At 44.9% G+C, this 16,785-nt stretch carries 17 protein-coding genes; 12 read left to right on the top strand and 5 right to left on the bottom strand.

Translation table 11 applies throughout. The features are described from left to right. Positions 1 to 43 precede the first annotated feature (43 nt). Positions 44 to 1,510 carry a bifunctional UDP-N-acetylglucosamine diphosphorylase/glucosamine-1-phosphate N-acetyltransferase GlmU gene (gene glmU, locus IPJ71_14585; protein ID MBK7844889.1) on the top strand — a complete coding sequence of 489 codons (1,467 nt, stop codon included), beginning with the start codon at positions 44 to 46 and terminating at the stop codon, positions 1,508 to 1,510. 50 nt (positions 1,511 to 1,560) lie between these two features. Then, positions 1,561 to 3,444, top strand: a complete 1,884-nt coding sequence (gene glmS, locus IPJ71_14580) for a glutamine--fructose-6-phosphate transaminase (isomerizing) (GenBank protein ID MBK7844888.1) — start codon at positions 1,561 to 1,563, stop codon at positions 3,442 to 3,444. A gap of 14 nt (positions 3,445 to 3,458) precedes the next feature. Here the strand turns inward: glmS and trmFO are convergent, their stop codons facing one another. Continuing rightward, entirely contained in the window at positions 3,459 to 4,796 is a 1,338-nt protein-coding gene (gene trmFO / locus IPJ71_14575; GenBank protein MBK7844887.1) for a methylenetetrahydrofolate--tRNA-(uracil(54)-C(5))-methyltransferase (FADH(2)-oxidizing) TrmFO, read from the bottom strand. 17 nt (positions 4,797 to 4,813) lie between these two features. On the opposite strand from trmFO, the gene IPJ71_14570 reads away from it, so the two are divergent. Beyond that, entirely contained in the window at positions 4,814 to 5,224 is a 411-nt protein-coding gene (locus tag IPJ71_14570; protein ID MBK7844886.1) for a DUF721 domain-containing protein, read from the top strand. 46 nt (positions 5,225 to 5,270) lie between these two features. Here the strand turns inward: IPJ71_14570 and IPJ71_14565 are convergent, their stop codons facing one another. From IPJ71_14565 to IPJ71_14550, 4 genes are read right to left on the bottom strand one after another with little or no spacing between them, the layout of a single operon-like run. Continuing rightward, on the bottom strand, positions 5,271 to 6,089 hold the full coding sequence (locus IPJ71_14565) for an MCE family protein (protein ID MBK7844885.1): 819 nt from the start codon (positions 6,087 to 6,089) through the stop codon (positions 5,271 to 5,273). 20 nt (positions 6,090 to 6,109) lie between these two features. Further along, a complete protein-coding gene (locus IPJ71_14560; protein ID MBK7844884.1) occupies positions 6,110 to 6,838 on the bottom strand; it encodes an ATP-binding cassette domain-containing protein in 729 nt (242 codons plus the stop codon). Next, positions 6,835 to 7,611 carry an ABC transporter permease gene (locus IPJ71_14555; GenBank protein MBK7844883.1) on the bottom strand — a complete coding sequence of 259 codons (777 nt, stop codon included), beginning with the start codon at positions 7,609 to 7,611 and terminating at the stop codon, positions 6,835 to 6,837. Before IPJ71_14555 ends, IPJ71_14560 begins: the two co-directional genes overlap by 4 nt. Further along, positions 7,611 to 8,135 carry a hypothetical protein gene (locus tag IPJ71_14550; protein ID MBK7844882.1) on the bottom strand — a complete coding sequence of 175 codons (525 nt, stop codon included), beginning with the start codon at positions 8,133 to 8,135 and terminating at the stop codon, positions 7,611 to 7,613. Before IPJ71_14550 ends, IPJ71_14555 begins: the two co-directional genes overlap by 1 nt. A 254-nt stretch (positions 8,136 to 8,389) precedes the next feature. On the opposite strand from IPJ71_14550, the gene IPJ71_14545 reads away from it, so the two are divergent. From IPJ71_14545 to IPJ71_14505, 9 genes are read left to right on the top strand one after another with little or no spacing between them, the layout of a single operon-like run. After that, positions 8,390 to 9,040, top strand: a complete 651-nt coding sequence (locus IPJ71_14545) for a hypothetical protein (GenBank protein MBK7844881.1) — start codon at positions 8,390 to 8,392, stop codon at positions 9,038 to 9,040. Continuing rightward, positions 8,985 to 11,297 (top strand): tetratricopeptide repeat protein, encoded by a 2,313-nt coding sequence (locus IPJ71_14540; GenBank protein ID MBK7844880.1) that lies wholly within the window; start codon positions 8,985 to 8,987, stop codon positions 11,295 to 11,297. Before IPJ71_14545 ends, IPJ71_14540 begins: the two co-directional genes overlap by 56 nt. Before the next feature lie 3 nt (positions 11,298 to 11,300). Then, positions 11,301 to 12,260, top strand: a complete 960-nt coding sequence (locus IPJ71_14535; protein MBK7844879.1) for a sigma-54-dependent Fis family transcriptional regulator — start codon at positions 11,301 to 11,303, stop codon at positions 12,258 to 12,260. Further along, the gene (locus tag IPJ71_14530) at positions 12,236 to 12,403 is read left to right on the top strand and encodes a hypothetical protein (protein MBK7844878.1); all 168 of its coding nucleotides are present in this window, start codon (positions 12,236 to 12,238) and stop codon (positions 12,401 to 12,403) included. The genes IPJ71_14535 and IPJ71_14530 overlap by 25 nt, the downstream gene beginning before the upstream one ends. Next, positions 12,403 to 12,840, top strand: coding sequence for a flagellar basal body rod protein FlgC (gene flgC, locus IPJ71_14525; protein ID MBK7844877.1), 438 nt, complete (start codon positions 12,403 to 12,405; stop codon positions 12,838 to 12,840). Before IPJ71_14530 ends, flgC begins: the two co-directional genes overlap by 1 nt. Before the next feature lie 60 nt (positions 12,841 to 12,900). After that, on the top strand, positions 12,901 to 13,236 hold the full coding sequence (gene fliE, locus IPJ71_14520; GenBank protein ID MBK7844876.1) for a flagellar hook-basal body complex protein FliE: 336 nt from the start codon (positions 12,901 to 12,903) through the stop codon (positions 13,234 to 13,236). Positions 13,237 to 13,294: 58 nt separating this feature from the next. Next, positions 13,295 to 14,944, top strand: a complete 1,650-nt coding sequence (gene fliF, locus IPJ71_14515) for a flagellar M-ring protein FliF (protein ID MBK7844875.1) — start codon at positions 13,295 to 13,297, stop codon at positions 14,942 to 14,944. A 3-nt stretch (positions 14,945 to 14,947) separates the two neighbouring features. After that, positions 14,948 to 15,982 (top strand): flagellar motor switch protein FliG, encoded by a 1,035-nt coding sequence (fliG, locus tag IPJ71_14510; protein MBK7844874.1) that lies wholly within the window; start codon positions 14,948 to 14,950, stop codon positions 15,980 to 15,982. A gap of 21 nt (positions 15,983 to 16,003) precedes the next feature. After that, positions 16,004 to 16,783 carry a hypothetical protein gene (locus IPJ71_14505; protein ID MBK7844873.1) on the top strand — a complete coding sequence of 260 codons (780 nt, stop codon included), beginning with the start codon at positions 16,004 to 16,006 and terminating at the stop codon, positions 16,781 to 16,783. Positions 16,784 to 16,785 lie beyond the last annotated feature (2 nt).

The following is a 16,785-nucleotide window of genomic DNA, read 5'->3' as shown; positions in this document are numbered from 1 at the left end:
TAACGGGTCCTTTCTTGACCTTTCATTGAGTCAATCATAACAAATGGTCATGGCAAAAAAAGGTTTTTCTGCGATTCTATTGGCGGCAGGCAGGGGCACCCGGATGAAATCTCCTCTTCCAAAGGTTCTTCATCCAGTGGCGGGCATTCCGATGATTCAACGGATGATCACCGAGGTGAAGCAGGCCGGGTCAAAGGAAATTCGTGTTGTCCTAGGCTTTGGTGAGTCTCTCGTTAAAACGGTCGTGGAACCGCACGGAGTTTGTTGTTTTCATCAAAAAGAACAGAAGGGCACTGGAGATGCAGTGAGGGCGGCTCAGCCTGAAAATTTAGATGGAACGGTTTTGATTCTGAATGGAGATCACCCGCTGATTCGGGCAGATGAATTGCGTCGCTTGGTAACTGAGTTTGAGCAGTCGAATGATGATTTGCAGATTGTGACTGTTAAGTTGGCCAATCCAACTGGTTTTGGACGTATTCTCAGACGGCAAGATAGGATATGTGCTATCGTCGAAGAAAAGGATGCTTCTCACGAGACAAGGAAAATCTGTGAGGTCAATGCGGGTTTTTATCTGGTTCGCTCGGAAATTCTCAATATTTTGCTACCAAAATTAAAAAATGAGAACATGCAGGGCGAGTTTTACCTCACAGACATTCTGTCTTTGGCTATCGACGAAAAGATGAAGGTAGAAGGGGTAAAAGGGAGCCGGCAATTGGCATTTGGGGTCAATAGCCAGCTGGACTTGGCTAAGGCCACCGGATTGATTTTTCGAAGGAAGGCACGCGAGTTGTTAGAGAAGGGTGTTGTGATCATTGATCCAGGAGCGACTTATATTGAGGACAACGTCACCATTGGTTCAGGCTCGGTCATTTATCCGGGTGTCATGATAAAAGGGCCAAGTGAACTAGGATCATTTTGCGTGGTAGAGCCTCATGCCATGCTGATTCATTGCCAATTGGGAGAAGGAGTTGAAGTCAAAGGTGGAAGCTACATTCAGGGTGCTCAAATAAGGGACAGAGCTCAGATTGGCCCCTACGCGCACATCAGACCGGAGACGATTGTGGGTGTCGAGGCAAAGGTTGGAAATTTTGTGGAGCTTAAGAAAGTTCAGTTTGGAGATCGAGCCAAGGCTTCCCATTTGACATATTTAGGTGACGCCGAAGTGGGTGAGGACACGAATATAGGCTGTGGCACTATCACCTGTAACTATGCGGTCGATCACAAAAAATACAAAACAAAGATTGGCAAAAATGTGTTCGTTGGGAGTGACAGTCAATTTGTCGCTCCCATAGAGGTGGGGGACGGAGCAGTTATCGCTTCGGGATCAACAATCACCAAAAGTGTTCCTCCTGGGGCGCTAGCGATGGCTCGCTCCAAACAGGTCGTAAGGGAGAATTATGTACCGAGAGGCTCTCGTTCTGATTCCCCTCATTCCTCTTCCTCGGGTTCTTCGGAGGAGGTCCCTGGCGTGGGAGTTGGAGTGATAAAGGGAGAAAGATCATCAAAATAGAGATTGTGGATTAAAGCATCTGTGGCGCGAGAGCCGGGAGTGAATGTTCAATGTGTGGAATTGTTGGATATACGGGACCTCGAGATCCAAAGGAAGTTATCCTCAATGGACTTCGCACTCTGGAATATCGTGGTTATGATTCAGCTGGAGTGGCGATTTTAGATAAGGGAGAGTTCAAGAGAGTTCGTGCTGAAGGAAAATTAACTCATCTAGAAAGAAAACTGAAGAACATCAGCTTTGATGGACACATTGGAATTGGGCATACCCGTTGGGCCACCCACGGCCCTCCAAATGAAAAGAATGCCCACCCTCATACAGTTAAAGGTATTAGCATTGTTCACAATGGCATTATTGAGAATTACGCTGAATTGCGAGCAGAACTTGCAGATGAAGGCTCTCATTTTGATTCCGATACTGATTCTGAACTAGTGGCTCATCTGCTGGCTAGAGCCGTGGAATTGACTCAGGATCTGTTTAAGGCTGTGTTGGCAGTTCTTCCGCGTTTGCGTGGCGCTTATTCGATTCTTAGTGTGTGGGTAGAGCAACCTAATCATCTTGTGGCGTTTAAAAATGGCCCTCCTTTGGTTGTAGGGGGAAATGATCAAGAGGTAGTTATCGCGAGCGATGTTCAGGCGATTCTTCCTTATACCAGGGAAGTTATATATCTGAAAGACCATGAAATCTTGCTGGTAAAAGACAAATCATTTGAGTTATTTGGTGAATCAGGAAAGGCTTTGTCGATCAAAACCACAAGGGTACATTGGTCTTCGGAGCAGGCCCAAAAGCTGGGATATCCTCATTTCATGCTAAAGGAGATATTTGAGCAACCGAGGGCCGTTGCGCAGGCCATTGCGCCTCATATTCGATTAGAAAATAGATCAATCCGACTTCATCAGGTTGGATTTGGCGGAAAATCTGTTGAGGATCTTGCTGGGCTCGATTCAACAGAAGATTGGAAAAGTACTTCTCTTCTATTTAAGAATATTGAAAGAGTTTTTATTGTCGCGTGTGGGACCTCCTATTATGCGGCGATGGTCGGAGAGTATCTTTTTGAGAGGATTGCAGGTCTTCCAACGGAGGTTGATCTCGCTAGTGAATTTCGCTATCGCCATCCCGTATTGCCAAAAAATTCTTTGCTGATTGCAATTTCACAAAGTGGTGAAACAGCTGATACCTTGGCGGCTTTGCGTTTAGCTAAAGAGTTTGGAATCAATATTTTAAGCATTACGAATGTTCGCAGCTCTTCAATTGATCGTGAGGCTCACGGGCACCTCTACATGAATGCAGGGGTTGAAATTGGAGTGGCAAGTACGAAGGCCTTGGTTGCGACAATGGCGTTATTAAATGTATTGGCCCTTGCATTGGCCCAGGAGCGGGGTGCGAACTCTACAGAAGTCGAGAAATATGTTGAGGCTTTGTTGATGGCACCAAGCCAAATGGAGCATGTGTTGGCTCATAGTCAGTTTTTTGAGGATGCGGCTGATACTCTGAAAAAACACAAGGGCTTTCTCTATCTGGGGCGGGGAACCAACTATCCAATGGCACTAGAAGGTGCCCTCAAACTCAAAGAGCTTGCCTATATGCACGCCGAAGGCTATGCGGCTGGTGAGATGAAACATGGTCCGTTGGCATTGATTGATGAAAAAATGGCCGTAGTTATGTTGGCACCTCAGGACGAGCTGCATGAAAAAACGATCAGTAATTTGGAAGAGGCCAAGGCACGTGGAGGAGTCATTATTTCGATTGGAACCGGTGAGGATAAAAGGCTTGAAAGCCTTTCGAGCCATTATTTGGCTGTTCCTGCTGCTTCATGGACCGTAAATCCTTTGTTGATAGTTATTCCTCTTCAACTCCTTGCCTATCATGTGGCATCCAGTCTTGGTCACGACGTTGATCAGCCACGGAACTTGGCAAAGTCGGTGACAGTTGAATAGGTGGTAAGAATCATCTATTTCTCTAAGAGATGGAGCCAAGTGGTAAAGGAATTTTTGGCTTCTTGTATCTGTTGATCCCTTTTTGCTTCACGCCGATTTTTTCCTTGCTGTTTGCCTTTCGAAGGTGGCTCGGGAAGCAATCCGAAGTTTATGTTTGTGGGTTGAAATTGTTCCTTATCTTCTGTGATAGCTGTTAGAAGAGATCCCATCGCGCTTGAACGAGGAGGAGGTAAAAATTTATGATTGTTGAGTTTTTGATGTATAAACAGTGCGACTAGTAGCCCGATGCAAGTAGATTCAAAGTATCCCTCGACTCCAGTAATCTGTCCAGCAAAGTAGAGATCTGGATCTTGACGACTGGCTAAGGTTTGGGTGAGCATTTTTGGGGAATGGATGTAGAGATTTTTGTGCATGCTACCCAATTTGAGAAACTCGGCTTCCTCCAATCCTGGAATCATTTGGAAAATTCGCTTTTGTTCCGGATAAGCCATTTTATTCTGAAACCCAACCATATTATAGGCAGTTCCAGCGAGGTTATCCTGCCGAAGCTGAACAACCGCGTAGGGGCGTTCTTCACTGTGAGGATTTACCAAGCCTTTTGGCGACAGTGGCCCAAATCGCAAAGTCTCGATGCCTCTGTCGGCCATAACTTCAATTGGCATACAAGATTCGAAGTAGGGAGTCTTTTCAAAATCTTTTGGTTCGACCTTGCGAGCGCTTTTGATTTCATTTACAAAGTCGAAATATTGCTCTTTATTTAAGGGACAATTGAGGTAATCGCCACTTCCTTTTCCCCATCGATCCTCTCGCCAAGCAATCTTAAGATTGATGCTGTCTTTGTCGATGATGGGTGCTATGGCATCGAAAAAATAGAGAAAATCCTTGCCAAAGTGCCTGGCCATTGCCTGGGCAAGGGGATCGTGAGTGAGGGGGCCAGTTGCGATCACAACTGGTCTTGGGATCGCAGAAAAATCTGAGATCAGCTCTCGGCGCACCTCAATATGAGGATGAGACTCAAGCAGTTGAGTCAAGGTGCGGGCAAACAGAGTCCGATCAACTCCAAGCGCCATGCCCGCTGGAACAGCGCATTCTCTGGCAGTGCGTAAGACCAAGCTCCCGAGCTTATCGGCCTCCCATTTGAGTTGTCCTGGAGCCGAATAATCCGTTTGGCTGCCAAAGGAATTAGAGCAAACCAGCTCTCCAAAAAAGCCAGTTAAGTGGGCCGGAGTCATAGTCTTTTCGCGCATTTCATACAATATGACAGAGTGTCCGCGCTCAGCTAACTGAAAGGCACACTCGCTTCCCGCAAGCCCCGCCCCTACGATATGAACTGGCTGTCTCACTGAACTCATGTTAGGCCTTATATAGTATGAAAACAAAAAAAAACAATCACAACAATAGACTTAATACTGCTAGCGATGTCCTACAGAGTCTTTTGACGGAAGGCAAGTCAGGTCTTGTAGAAGGATTTCAGAGATGGCGTCTTTGGCGCCAGTGGCCCCAGGTGGTTGGGTCAGAACTGGCCAAGACAACCAATCCCGTTGGATATCAGGGAGGAACCTTGATCATTTGGGTGGATCATCCAGCGCGAATTCAAGATCTTCATTATGTCAAAGACGTGCTCATCCAAAAAGTGAATGATCATTTAGGGCGACGATGGGTTTATTCGCTAAGATTCACGACCGATCGAAAATCCGTTCCTAGTATTGATGGCAGCGACGAGAATGTTCGGGCTTTTCTCTCGAAGCCATTTCGACCAGGCGAAGCAGATCGTGAATAATTTTTTGTCTTTGTGCGTGGTGTTTCTCTAGAAAATTCGTCGCTCTTTAGGGCTCGCTACTTTTCGGAGCGACACTTTCACGAATAAGCGGCTTTAAAAACTTATTTCGGGGAGAATCGCCCAATAATGAAATCAGTCGCTCATGAATCGAAGGATTGTTGATGATCTCACCGAGCGTCCCTTTACCCGAATCGACTTTTTCGAGGATGTTTACCAAATAATTTACGGCAAGCTTGATTCCTCCCTTTTCGCTCTTATCACCACGAATATCTTGGATGGCCCCCCGTGCGTCGAGAAGAAGCTTATTCAGATTCTCACTCGATGAGACCATATTAGACATAAGGACGGCCGCGCGATTTTCGTCGTTGAGTCCCTTTAGTAGAATGTGAACTTCCCTTATGACGTCAACGAGGTGCCCTAGTTCGCTGCCTTTCTCCTTTATGAGATCAAAAATATCGCCCGAAAGATCAGCGGTTATGTATTCGCCATCTTTAAGGGGTCGTTTACCTGCAGGACCAGGTTCGATGTAAATATATTTGTCGCCAAGTGCTCCCTGAGTTCTAATTGAAGCAACGGAGTTTTCGGTAATGCGATCGGAGAAATCTCTGTCGAGGTGTAAGTTTAAATCCAATTTTGAATCGGAAGTGAAATTCATTTTCTTCACCACGCCAATATTGATTCCGGACAAACTGACCACGCTGCCTTCGACTAAGCCTTGGACATGATTCATTTTTGTTCGCAGCTGGTAAGTATCCCGAAACAAATACTTATCTCCACCTAAAAGTAAAATGGAAGTCAGAAGAAGGGCCAGACTTCCCGCCACAAATAAGCCAACGCGAATTTCATTTTTTCCTAAAGACTCCATATCTTATTCTCCAACTCAATCTAATAAGCAAAAGATCCGTTAATAAATCTTTGTAGAATTCCCTCGGGATCGGACTTCATTTCCTCTATTGTTCCAGTAGTGATAATTTCGCCATTCAATAACAAGGCAATTCGATCGCAAACAACGAAAGCACTGGGCATATCGTGGGTTACAAAGATAGAGGTGACTCCTCTTTGCTTGAGCCGCAGAATCATCTCCTGAAGCTTTTTGGTGTTAAAGGGGTCGAGACCTGCTGTTGGTTCATCGTAGAGCACAATAGAGGGGCGATTGACAATGGCTCTTGCAAGTCCCACTCGTTTTTGCATGCCTCCAGAGAGCTCCGCCGGATAAAGATTTTCCGTTCCAGACAAGCCAAATTCCTCGAGTTGCTCGTCTATCCGGTCTCGAATTTCCACTTTACTCATGCTTGTGTGGGCCCGAAGGGGATAAGCAAGGTTGTCGTAAACAGTCATCGAATCAAAGAGAGCTCCATTTTGGAACACGTATGCCACTTTTTTTCTGATTGGCAAAAGCTCTTGCTCACTGAACGGTACGATATTCTCCTGATTGATGAAAATTTCACCCGCATCCGGCTTCTCTAGGCCAATGAGGCTTCTTAAAATGACACTTTTTCCCGAACCAGAACCGCCGACCAATCCGAGGCATTCTCCTTCATTGACGTCAAAAGTAACTCCTCGATGGATTATTTTTCGATCAAATGACTTGCGAAATTTTCTTACGCTAATCACCCTATCCACCTTTCAATGAGATAAAATAACTTGGTGAGAAAGAAGTCACCCACAACAATAAAAATTGAAGAAGTTACCACGGACTTGGTTGTCGCCTGTCCAACTCCTTGAGTCCCACCCTTAGCCCTCAAACAGTAGTAACATGCAGGAATAGAAATAAAGAGCGCAAAAAAAACCGTTTTTCCAAGCCCAGAAATATAGTCCGAAAATCCAACCGTCGAGACTATTTTGTTGAAATAGAAATTGGGCTCAATTCCTAAATCAATAGTACCAACGACGAGTCCGCCAAGGACTCCGACTGAATTTGCAACGACGCAGACGAGAGGGACTGAAATCAGGCACGCGAGCACTCGAGGGAAAACAATTTTTTTGATGGGTGATGTTCCGAGCGCTCTGATTGCATCAATTTGCTGGCTCACCTTCATTGAGCCAATTTCGCTTGTGATTCCAGCTCCAACTCGTGCTGCGAGCATGAGAGATGCAAACACTGGCCCTAGTTCCCGAATTATCGAGACAGAAACAATATTTGGAACATAGAGCTCACCACCAAATTTTTCAAGGCCAATACCAAATTGAAGCGCCATGACCATTCCCGTGCTGGCTGAGACGACGATGATCAACGGGAGTGATTTTACACCTATCAAATATATTTGTTCAACAATGAGTGCCGGATAAGTTGGACCTACGAAGCCTTCCTTGAAAGTTTGGCGGGCAAGGAGAAATGTTCCGCCAAGAAACTCAACAATGCGAATGCTGGGCCAAAGGATTTTCATCAGGGAACCTCAAACTTTTCAAGAAACATCTGAAAGTCCCGAGGAGAAGAGGTTCCGTTTGGGTTCTCGCTTTTCATATATGAAATGTTAGTGAGGACATAGATACACTGATTCTTCTTGAAGATGACGAATTGCATTTGAGTTCCAATGCCATCCAATTCGCCATTTACTTTCGTAAAAAGAGCCTGTCGATTATTGTATTTTTTGTATTCCGAACTAACAATTTTGAGATTTTCAATTCCTTGTAAAATGCCCTTGTGAATTGAGTCGAGAGAGGGGTCGGCAGCGCTATCGCACTCAGAAATGTAGGAAATACTATCTCCGGTCTCAGTGTTTCTCCAGGCGCCATCAACTGAGGAGAGGGGGACAACTTGATAGGGCTTGTCTGGGGCTTGGATCTTGATATTGTTATCCCTTACCTGATTTGTTTTCGAGATATCAATAGACACACACGAGTTGGAGACGCCTGTGATCAAAAGAAGACTTATTGCGGTCCTAACGGTGTTGGTTAACAAACTGGACATTTTGCCCTTCCATGTTTCTTTCCATTTATCGGAATTATAGTTTGTCCCTTTGAGTTAAATTGAAATGAAAGTACCCAAGACCTGTACTCGGCGTCAACTTACTGACCTTGGTTGAGTGTCAGGTCTTTGTCGTTAGTGACAAGAATTCGGCTGGTCAAAATACTCCATATGGGCGCGATTGCCAACCCCAATAGAGATCAGACTTGGCATTCCTTCTGCTTATATGTTGTGACGTCAAGGGGGCGAGCTTGGTCATGGTGAGAAAAATTGACAAAGCACAGATTAACTTATTGAAAATCTACGGCAAAGCTCGGCCTCGACCATGGTTGATTCGCACGAGTTTCAGTCGCCATTTTGACGGCTCATTTTGGTCTCACTCTCTGATGAAGGCCCTGGTTCTTCCTCTATTATATTTATTTACGCCTGGTCCAGCCTTTGCTACTGGAGTCTCGGGAGAAATTTCCAGAATAGGGGATGCCACCCACATTGAGTTTCGGGGTCAAAATCAGTGGGACTACGAAGTTACCCGAGTGGGAAAGCGAATTCGTTTGGCCTTATCGTCATTTGATTTGCCAACCGAAGCAAAGCTCAAAGCTTGGTCTGATGCCCTCGTATCTTCAGTTGAATTGGACAAAGCGGGAGCGGACGGAAAATACATTTTGACGTTTAACTTGACTGAAAACAATATTGATAGCTTCGACTATCTTACAGATGATCCCTCGCGGCTCATTATTGATATCTATCGAGAGGCTCCAAATCCACAAATAAAGAACAGCGTGAATACAACGACTCCGAATCCAGAAGATAAAAAATCCGAGGAAGCAAGGAAGAGGAGTAAAAAAATTAGCAGTGGGGCGAGCGGACTACGTAAAGAAGAGTCTTCAGCGATCTCCTGCTGGGAGTGAATTGCTAGCCGCGGAGCAAGCGGGAGAAAAGACCTCCGATCAAACCAAAAAAACACTTACACAAACGGGCGGCGTTTTTGATGGAAATGATCCCGACTACAATCGATTTCGAGTAAAGGAATTTGAGATTAAAGAGGATGCGATAATAGCGAGCAAGCAAAATATCTTTATTAGATTTCCCATGCTGCAAATGTCGTCCAGCGAGTTACCAAAGCTTTTGGAAAATAGTCCTGAGTACGTCATTGCTCCACGAAATGACGATGAAAATAAGCAGGCCCGCTTTTTATTGACCCTATTCTTAAAGGGTCGAAAGGCTGCATTTCTTAAGACATACGAGTATTTCAATCGTAAGTTTCCGAAAAGCATCTATGACGAAATCGTGCGCAATATGGCTGCTGAGATACATTATTCCCTCTATCAGGATGAAAAATTGACTTATCACTTTCAGAGGGCCTATGACGAGTACCAATATCTTCTGGCAAGGTATCCGGATTCACCTTTGGCGGAGCGAACGGAACTCATTCTGAGTTATTCGGTTCTAGAACGGGGAGAAGCTCTCACGGCGCTTCAGAATCTTCAACGATTCTTAGAGAAATATCCAGAATCCCCACACACGGATCCAGTTAGACGCGCAATTGGTGCCGTCTATGTTCAGTTGGGAAAATATGAGGAAGCCACACGAACCTACGAAAATCTAGGGAAAACCGCCAAAGATAAGATGTTTTCAAATGAGGCGACCTATCGTTTAGGGGATGTCGCTTTTTCGCGGCGTGATTACAAAGAGGCCATTTCTCTGTATCAAGCGGCATTGAATTCTTTGCCGAGTTTTGAAAAGAGATTTCCAAATGCTCTCTATAATATGGCAGAAAGTTATTTTTGGACAGGAGACTATCGGAACAGTCTTGAAGCCTACGTCAATTTTCTCAAATATTTTCCAAACCACGATCACGATGGGTATGCGATGACCCGAGTTGGGGAACTCATGGAGATTATGGGAGTTGACCAAAGCAGAGTGATGGGTGGCTATCTAGAAAGTTACTTCAGATTTCATGATAGTCCAGGAGCTGGTGTGGCAAGAGTTAGAATGCTCAGTCAACAGATGAAGGGAATGAAGGAAAAGGAACTCAAACGTGCTGTTGATGAAATGAACGAGATCGCGGTCAAATCGTCGCTGCCTAAGATGGATGAATTCATAAATCTTATGGTTTCTGACGGATATTATCGTCGTGGAGAATATGAGAGAGCCCTCGGATACCTAGTGAGCTTCTATCAAAGTCATCCGACTTCGTCGAGCTTACCTTTCTTCCACAAGCGAATATTAAGGAATATCACTGATGACCTAAAAAAGATGGCTGAAGAAAAGAGATATATGGATGTGTTGGGAAAATTTTCTAAGCTTTCAGCGACTTGGTTGAAGAAGCCGGATCGGCTGGATATTCCCTATTTTCTTGGACAGGCCTATGAGCAGGCTGGCGTATACAATGAGTCAGAGAAGATTTATTCAGAGCTTCTCCTAAATCTGCAAAAGATAAAGGGTACTCAGGAAGAGAAAGAAAGGCGAGTCATAGAGCACCTTCCTCAGTTTGACGAGCTCTATTTGCGGCTTTCGACGAACTGCTTGCTCCAAAGAGATATCACCAAAGCGCATAGATATTTGAAAGAAATAAAAAATCCTGAAGCTTTTTCTGCGCAATCAAGAATTGAGTGGATGGGAAATTTGGCAAAAGTCGCCGAAGAAAAAGGGCAAACTGAGGAGGTCGTAAAATACCTGTTGGAGCTGATTGAGGCTTGGAAGAAATCTCCCGAAATGCTCGCCCCTGTTTACTTGAAGTTGGCTGAAATGCAGATTCGTCAAAAGCAGTGGCCTGATGCCGAGACTACTTTGAATCTCATTCGAGCGATGAAGGTCCAGAAGATGCCAGTGGCAGATGACGTGTGGATCTCAGCCTTAGAAAAGCGGGGAGATGTTCTGTATCAACAAAAAAAGACCATAGGAGCTGTGGAAGCGTACCTCGAGCTTTTGGATCAATTCGAAAACAGGCGTCCCGTTGCCTATGTTCGTTATAAAGTGGGATCGATACTCTATGAAACGGGAGATATACGGGCGGCCGAAAAGGTTTGGGGACTACTGAAGGATGAGAGTGGTCAGATCTATAAGAAGCTAGCCGCCGAACGGCTTCAGCAAGCGGAATGGCAAGATTCCTATAAGAAATATCTCAACAGAATTCCAGCTATGTCTGGTGTCAAAGGGGAGTAAAGGATGGATGATCGAAAGACCGGACTGATTCAAACTGCTGATCCACGGATGAAACGAATATTAGAAATCGTCGAGAGTATCGCATCGAGCCGTGCTTCCGTATTAATTCAGGGAGAAAGTGGGACTGGCAAGGAGCTACTTGCTCGCTACATTCATGCGTTGAGTCCACGAGCCTCTCAGCGATTCTCGGCCCTGAATTGTGCGGCGGTACCCGAGGGACTTCTCGAAAGTGAGCTCTTTGGACATGAGAGGGGAGCGTTTACAGGCGCTGATTCACGGAGAGTGGGACGGTTTGAAATGGCCAATCACAGTACATTTTTGCTTGATGAAATCAGCGAAATGCCGCTGGTGCTCCAAGCAAAGCTCTTAAGGGTCATACAAGAGGGAGAAGTAGAGCGATTGGGTGGAGCAGCGCCGATCAAGATAAATGTTCGAATCCTTGCGGCCACCAATCGCGACTTGAAAGATATGGTTCGTCGAAATCAGTTTCGCGAGGATCTCTTCTATCGCCTCAACGCAATTCCTTTGGTGTTGCCTCCTCTTCGGGAGCGCCCAAAGGATATTGAATTTCTCAGTCGATGGTTTATTGAGATCTCCTGCCGTGAGAACGGTATTCCCCTTAAGCGTATTGGAGCCGAGGCGTCCAAAAAACTCCAGAGTTGGGATTGGCCAGGCAATGTCCGTGAACTGAAAAATGTCATAGAGCGATCTGTGTTGTTGAGCGAGGATACAGAATTATCTCCTCATTCCATAATGATTTCTGACTATCAGGAAAGTCGGCAAGAGGACAGAGTTCAGGCCGGGATGACTGTATCAGAAATGGAAAAGGTACTAATTTTGAAAACCCTTGAACACACGGGACATAATCGAACTCAGGCGGCAGATTTACTTGGGATTAGCATTCGGACTTTGAGAAACAAAATTAGGGAATACCGTGGATGCGAAAGGACTTTGAATCCGTGAGTAATAATCTTTTTGACAAGACAACGAGCGCCCTGGGGGCATCGATTAATCTGAGACTTCTTCGCCAATCAGTGACATCGGCAAATATTGCCAATGCTGAAACGCCTGGATACAAGTACGCTGTGACAGAGGGTAACAGGTAATGGATTTTTCTAATTCAATGAACGTCTCGGCCAGTGGACTGACGGCGCAAAGAATGAGAATGAACACGATCTCATCAAATATCGCCAATATCAATACAACAAAAACTCCCGAAGGGGGGCCATATCGACGAAAGGACGTTGTTTTCGAGTCGATGCCTGAGACCAGAAACTTTGGTGAAATTGTCACGAGTCTGCCGGATCGAAATATTCAAAGAGTCCAGGTGACTGACGTGACTGTCGATCGGAAGGCCCCCGTTCTCAAATACGAACCAGATCACCCAGATGCCAATGATCAAGGCTACGTTGCCTATCCGAATATTAATCTCATGGAAGAAATGGCAAATATGATTCAAGCGACGCGATCATACGAGGCAAACGTCTCGGCTATGCAAGCGAGTAAAGACATGGCGATCAGCGCGCTGGAGATTGGTCGCTAATTCTAAGATGTATAGAGAAAGTTTTAAGAGTCTTTGATAAACTAGTTAGGGAGGTGAGCAATGGATGGTTTGACCATAAGCAATGCCGAGAATCTACTGCACACGGGTCGGACACTCAGCGAGCAGAGGACAACAAAAATAAACCAGGAAGCTGGAATTCCAAGTGACCCAAGCCAGAAAACCTTCGCGGAAACCCTGAAATCGGCAGTTCAGTCAGTCAATACCTTACAAAAAGACGCAGATGTGGCGATGCAAAAATTAGCAACTGGCGAATCGAAAAATATTCCGGAAGTGATGATTGCCACCGAAAAGGCAGATATTGCCTTAAAGTTGATGATGCAAGTGAGAAATAAGATTATTGATGCGTATCATGAAGTGATGAAAATGCAAGTTTAAAGAATGAATAGCTAAATTGTGTCTCATGGTCCTTGTTTCCGATTTTAGGAGGTAGATTTTGCAGAAACTGTTTGGCCAGATAGTCTCTCAGTTTAAAGAGTTTTATCAGGGACTGACTCCCATGAAAAGGATGTCCCTCCTTGCCGCATCGGTAATGGTGATCATTTCGGTTTCAATAGTTATGGCCATGCTTAGTGGAACGCACCATGTGGCTCTTTTTAAAAATATCCCTCCTGATCGTCTCGCTTTGATTTTAGATAAACTACAGAAGAACAATATTCCATTTAAGCTAGAGGAGGGAGGTTCGACCGTACTTGTGCCCTCAGATCTTTTGCACTCCACACAAATGGCGGTAATGACTGAAATTGGTAGTTCCCAGGTTGGTCAAGTGGGATTAGAGTTATTTGAAAAGCAGGACTTTGGAGTCACTTCCTATGCTCAACGGATAAATTATCAAAGGGCTCTTCAAGGTGAGCTCATGCGTGCCATCAATACGCTCGCTTCGGTTAAGCAATCAAAAGTGATCCTTGCGATTCCTCCCAAGAAAACATTTCTTGAAGAGGGAGGACAGCCGTCAGCTTCGGTTGTACTCGATCTTCATCCAGGAAAACATCTGAGCCCAGAACAAGTTCGAGGTATAACGAATTTGATTGGAAGTGCTGTAGAATCCCTGGATCCAGATAGAATCACGGTACTGGATTCTCGTGGCAAATTGTTATCCAGAAAGATGGGCGGCGAGGCCGGCGAATCTTCTGATCTGCTCGATCTGAAACGAAAGGTCGAAGAGAATCTAGAAGAACGTATCGAGGGGATATTGTCCAAGGTTCTTGGGTCAGGAAAAATAGTTGCCAGAGTTGATGCCACTCTCAATATGAAACAATCCAATATGGTAGAAGAGAAGGTCGATCCCGAAATGACTGCTGTCAGCAGTTCAGCTGTTGAGGAAGAACTATTGGATGGATCGCGAACAAACCCTACAGGAATACCCGGGTCTCGGGCGAATTTACCTGGTGCCGAGGAGACAGGTGAGGTGGGCTTTAAGCAAAACGTCCGTAAGGAGATGAAAACCACCAACTTTTCCGTACCAAAAACTGTAAGAAATGTAAAAGAGGCAGCAGGTAGCATTGAGCGGATTACAGTGGCCGTATTGGTGGACGGTATAATGGTTCGAGAAAAAAACGAACAAGGGGATTTAACTGACAAATATGTGGCTCGATCAGCAGATGATTTGATCAAATATGAGACGATCGTAAAAAATGCGATCGGTTTTTCTGCAGCAAGGGGAGATAGTGTTAAGATAGAGAACATAGCATTTCAGACAGAAGATTTTACAGAATCAGAAAGACTGTTAACGAATCTCGAAAGGAAGAAGTTATTACATTCCCTTTTCAAATGGTCGATTCTCAGCTTAAGTCTCGCGCTTTTCTTCTTTATCGTAATTAGACCATTTATGCGATGGATTACGGATTCCTTTCAGGAAACAGTGGAGGATATGTTGCCACGAACGATCGAAGAGCTGGAAGAACTACAGTCAGTCGATAATTCCCTGCCAGGAATGTCGGGAGCTCTTCCGATTATGAATGATTCAATAGATCCAAATAAGGCGGAGAGTGAATTGCTGAAAGAACGAATCCTGGCTCATTTGGAGCAGGATCAGGAAAAGGCAGCGGGAGCCTTTTCTTTATGGCTATCAAAGAGGGATTCTTAAGTGGTGCGATTAATTAAAGTTGAGGATATTCAGTTCGGTAACCTTCGTGGATTTGAAAAAGCTGCCATATTACTCAACTATTTGGGTGCAGAAGCAGCAAAAACTCTCTTCAAGCACACTGAAGACGCTGAAATTCGAAAACTACTCGCGACCATGCAGAAGTACAGAATTGTGCCGGTGGAGGTGACTAAGCGTGTTCTTGAGGAATACTACGAGATGGTGAGTGAAACTTCAGAGTACATTTTCTCGGAAAAAACGACCAATAAGGAGACTGTTGTTGATGCAGTTGGAGAGGAACGTGCACGTGGAATATTAGGGCACTTGAATGTCAACTCTCCTGCTCAACGGCAGTTGGAAAGTTTGGAAATGGTAGATGCAAAATCTCTGTCTAACTTTCTTATCAATGAGCATCCACAGACGATTGCGGTGATTTTGGCTCATCTAGAGCCAGAAAAAAAGGGTGAGGTACTTAAGAGATTGCCTGAAACTCTGCAGTCTGAAGTGGTCTTGCGTTTGGCAAACCTGGATCATGTTGCTCCTGAACTTATTGCAGAAGTAGACCGCGTGCTCAAGGCCGAATTGGCAAGCGTAGGAACGGTTGAACAGGCTGCTCTTGGTGGGGTTCAGCCGGTTGCTGAAATGCTGAACGTTATGGATAAAAACACCGAGACAGCTATTATGGCAAGAATCGAAGAAAAAGATCCGATACTTGCCGAAGAAATTCGCAAACTCATGTTTGTGTTTGAGGACATTGTTAAAATCGACGATCGGGGCATTCAAACGCTTCTCAAGGAAGTTCCTAACGACAAACTATTGTTGGCTTTGAAGACTGCGAACGAGGAAATTCGGCTTAAAATCTTCAAAAATATTTCGCAGAGAGCTGCAAACCTTCTTAAAGATGATTTATCAAATTTGGGACCTTCTCGACTCTCCGATGTTGAAACGGCGCAAGTGGAGATTGTAAATGTGGCGAGAAGACTTGAAACCGAAGGTAAAATTCTTATTGCACGCGGTGGATCTGAAGATGCTCTTGTGTAATCAATTTACAGGCGGGACTGTATGAAACAGAGCTCAAGCATTGTAAAAAGTGAAAATTCCGAAAAAATTATTTTCGATTATCATCCAAAGACATTCCCCATGGCTGTGAGTGAGCAGACGAGTGATTTTCTATCGTCCCAAGGTTCCATGGCTTCTGATTTCAAGATTTCTGATTTAGTTTTAACTCAAACAAGGATGGCGGACCTTCAGAAGAAGGGAATTGACGACAAGATCGAAGAATTGGTTTTACAAAAGGTTAAGGAGTTTGAGGAAAAGGGATATCGTGAGGCCTTTGACCTTGGTCTGATTGAGGGCAGAGAGCTCGCTTTTGGGGAGAAGAAGTCGGAAATTGAAGAGAGGCTCGTAAAACTTGATGGTCTACTTAATCATTTTGAAAATTTGAGAAATCGATTTTTGGCAGAAAATGAGAGGCAACTCATGGAATTACTTATCCAGGTGGCCGGTCGTATAGCCCTTCGCCAAATTTCCGATGATCCACAAAGCATATTTTATACACTTCAGGTAGTCATGGCGGATGTTCATAAAGATGAGGATATCACATTATTTGTGTCGGCAGAGGATCTGGCGACAATTGAGGAGTTTCGAAAAAAAGGTGGGAAAAAGTCTGAGGAGCTCAAACGAATAAAACTGGAAGTCGGTGATGGTATTCGGTCAGGCGGATGCTTGGTTGAGACAAATTACGGAGCCATAGATGCGACAATCGAACAGCGAGTTGACCGAGTTTTGGCTGATCTACGCGATCGCATGCCAAAAGTATCCGCGGGTGGAGAGAACAGATAAAT

It is taken from the genome of Bdellovibrionales bacterium (assembly GCA_016714165.1).
In the GTDB taxonomy this organism is placed as follows: Bacteria; Bdellovibrionota; Bdellovibrionia; order Bdellovibrionales; family UBA1609; genus JADJVA01.
The sequence above is the reverse complement of the archived record's forward strand: the minus strand, read 5'-3'. Positions and strand labels throughout refer to the sequence as shown.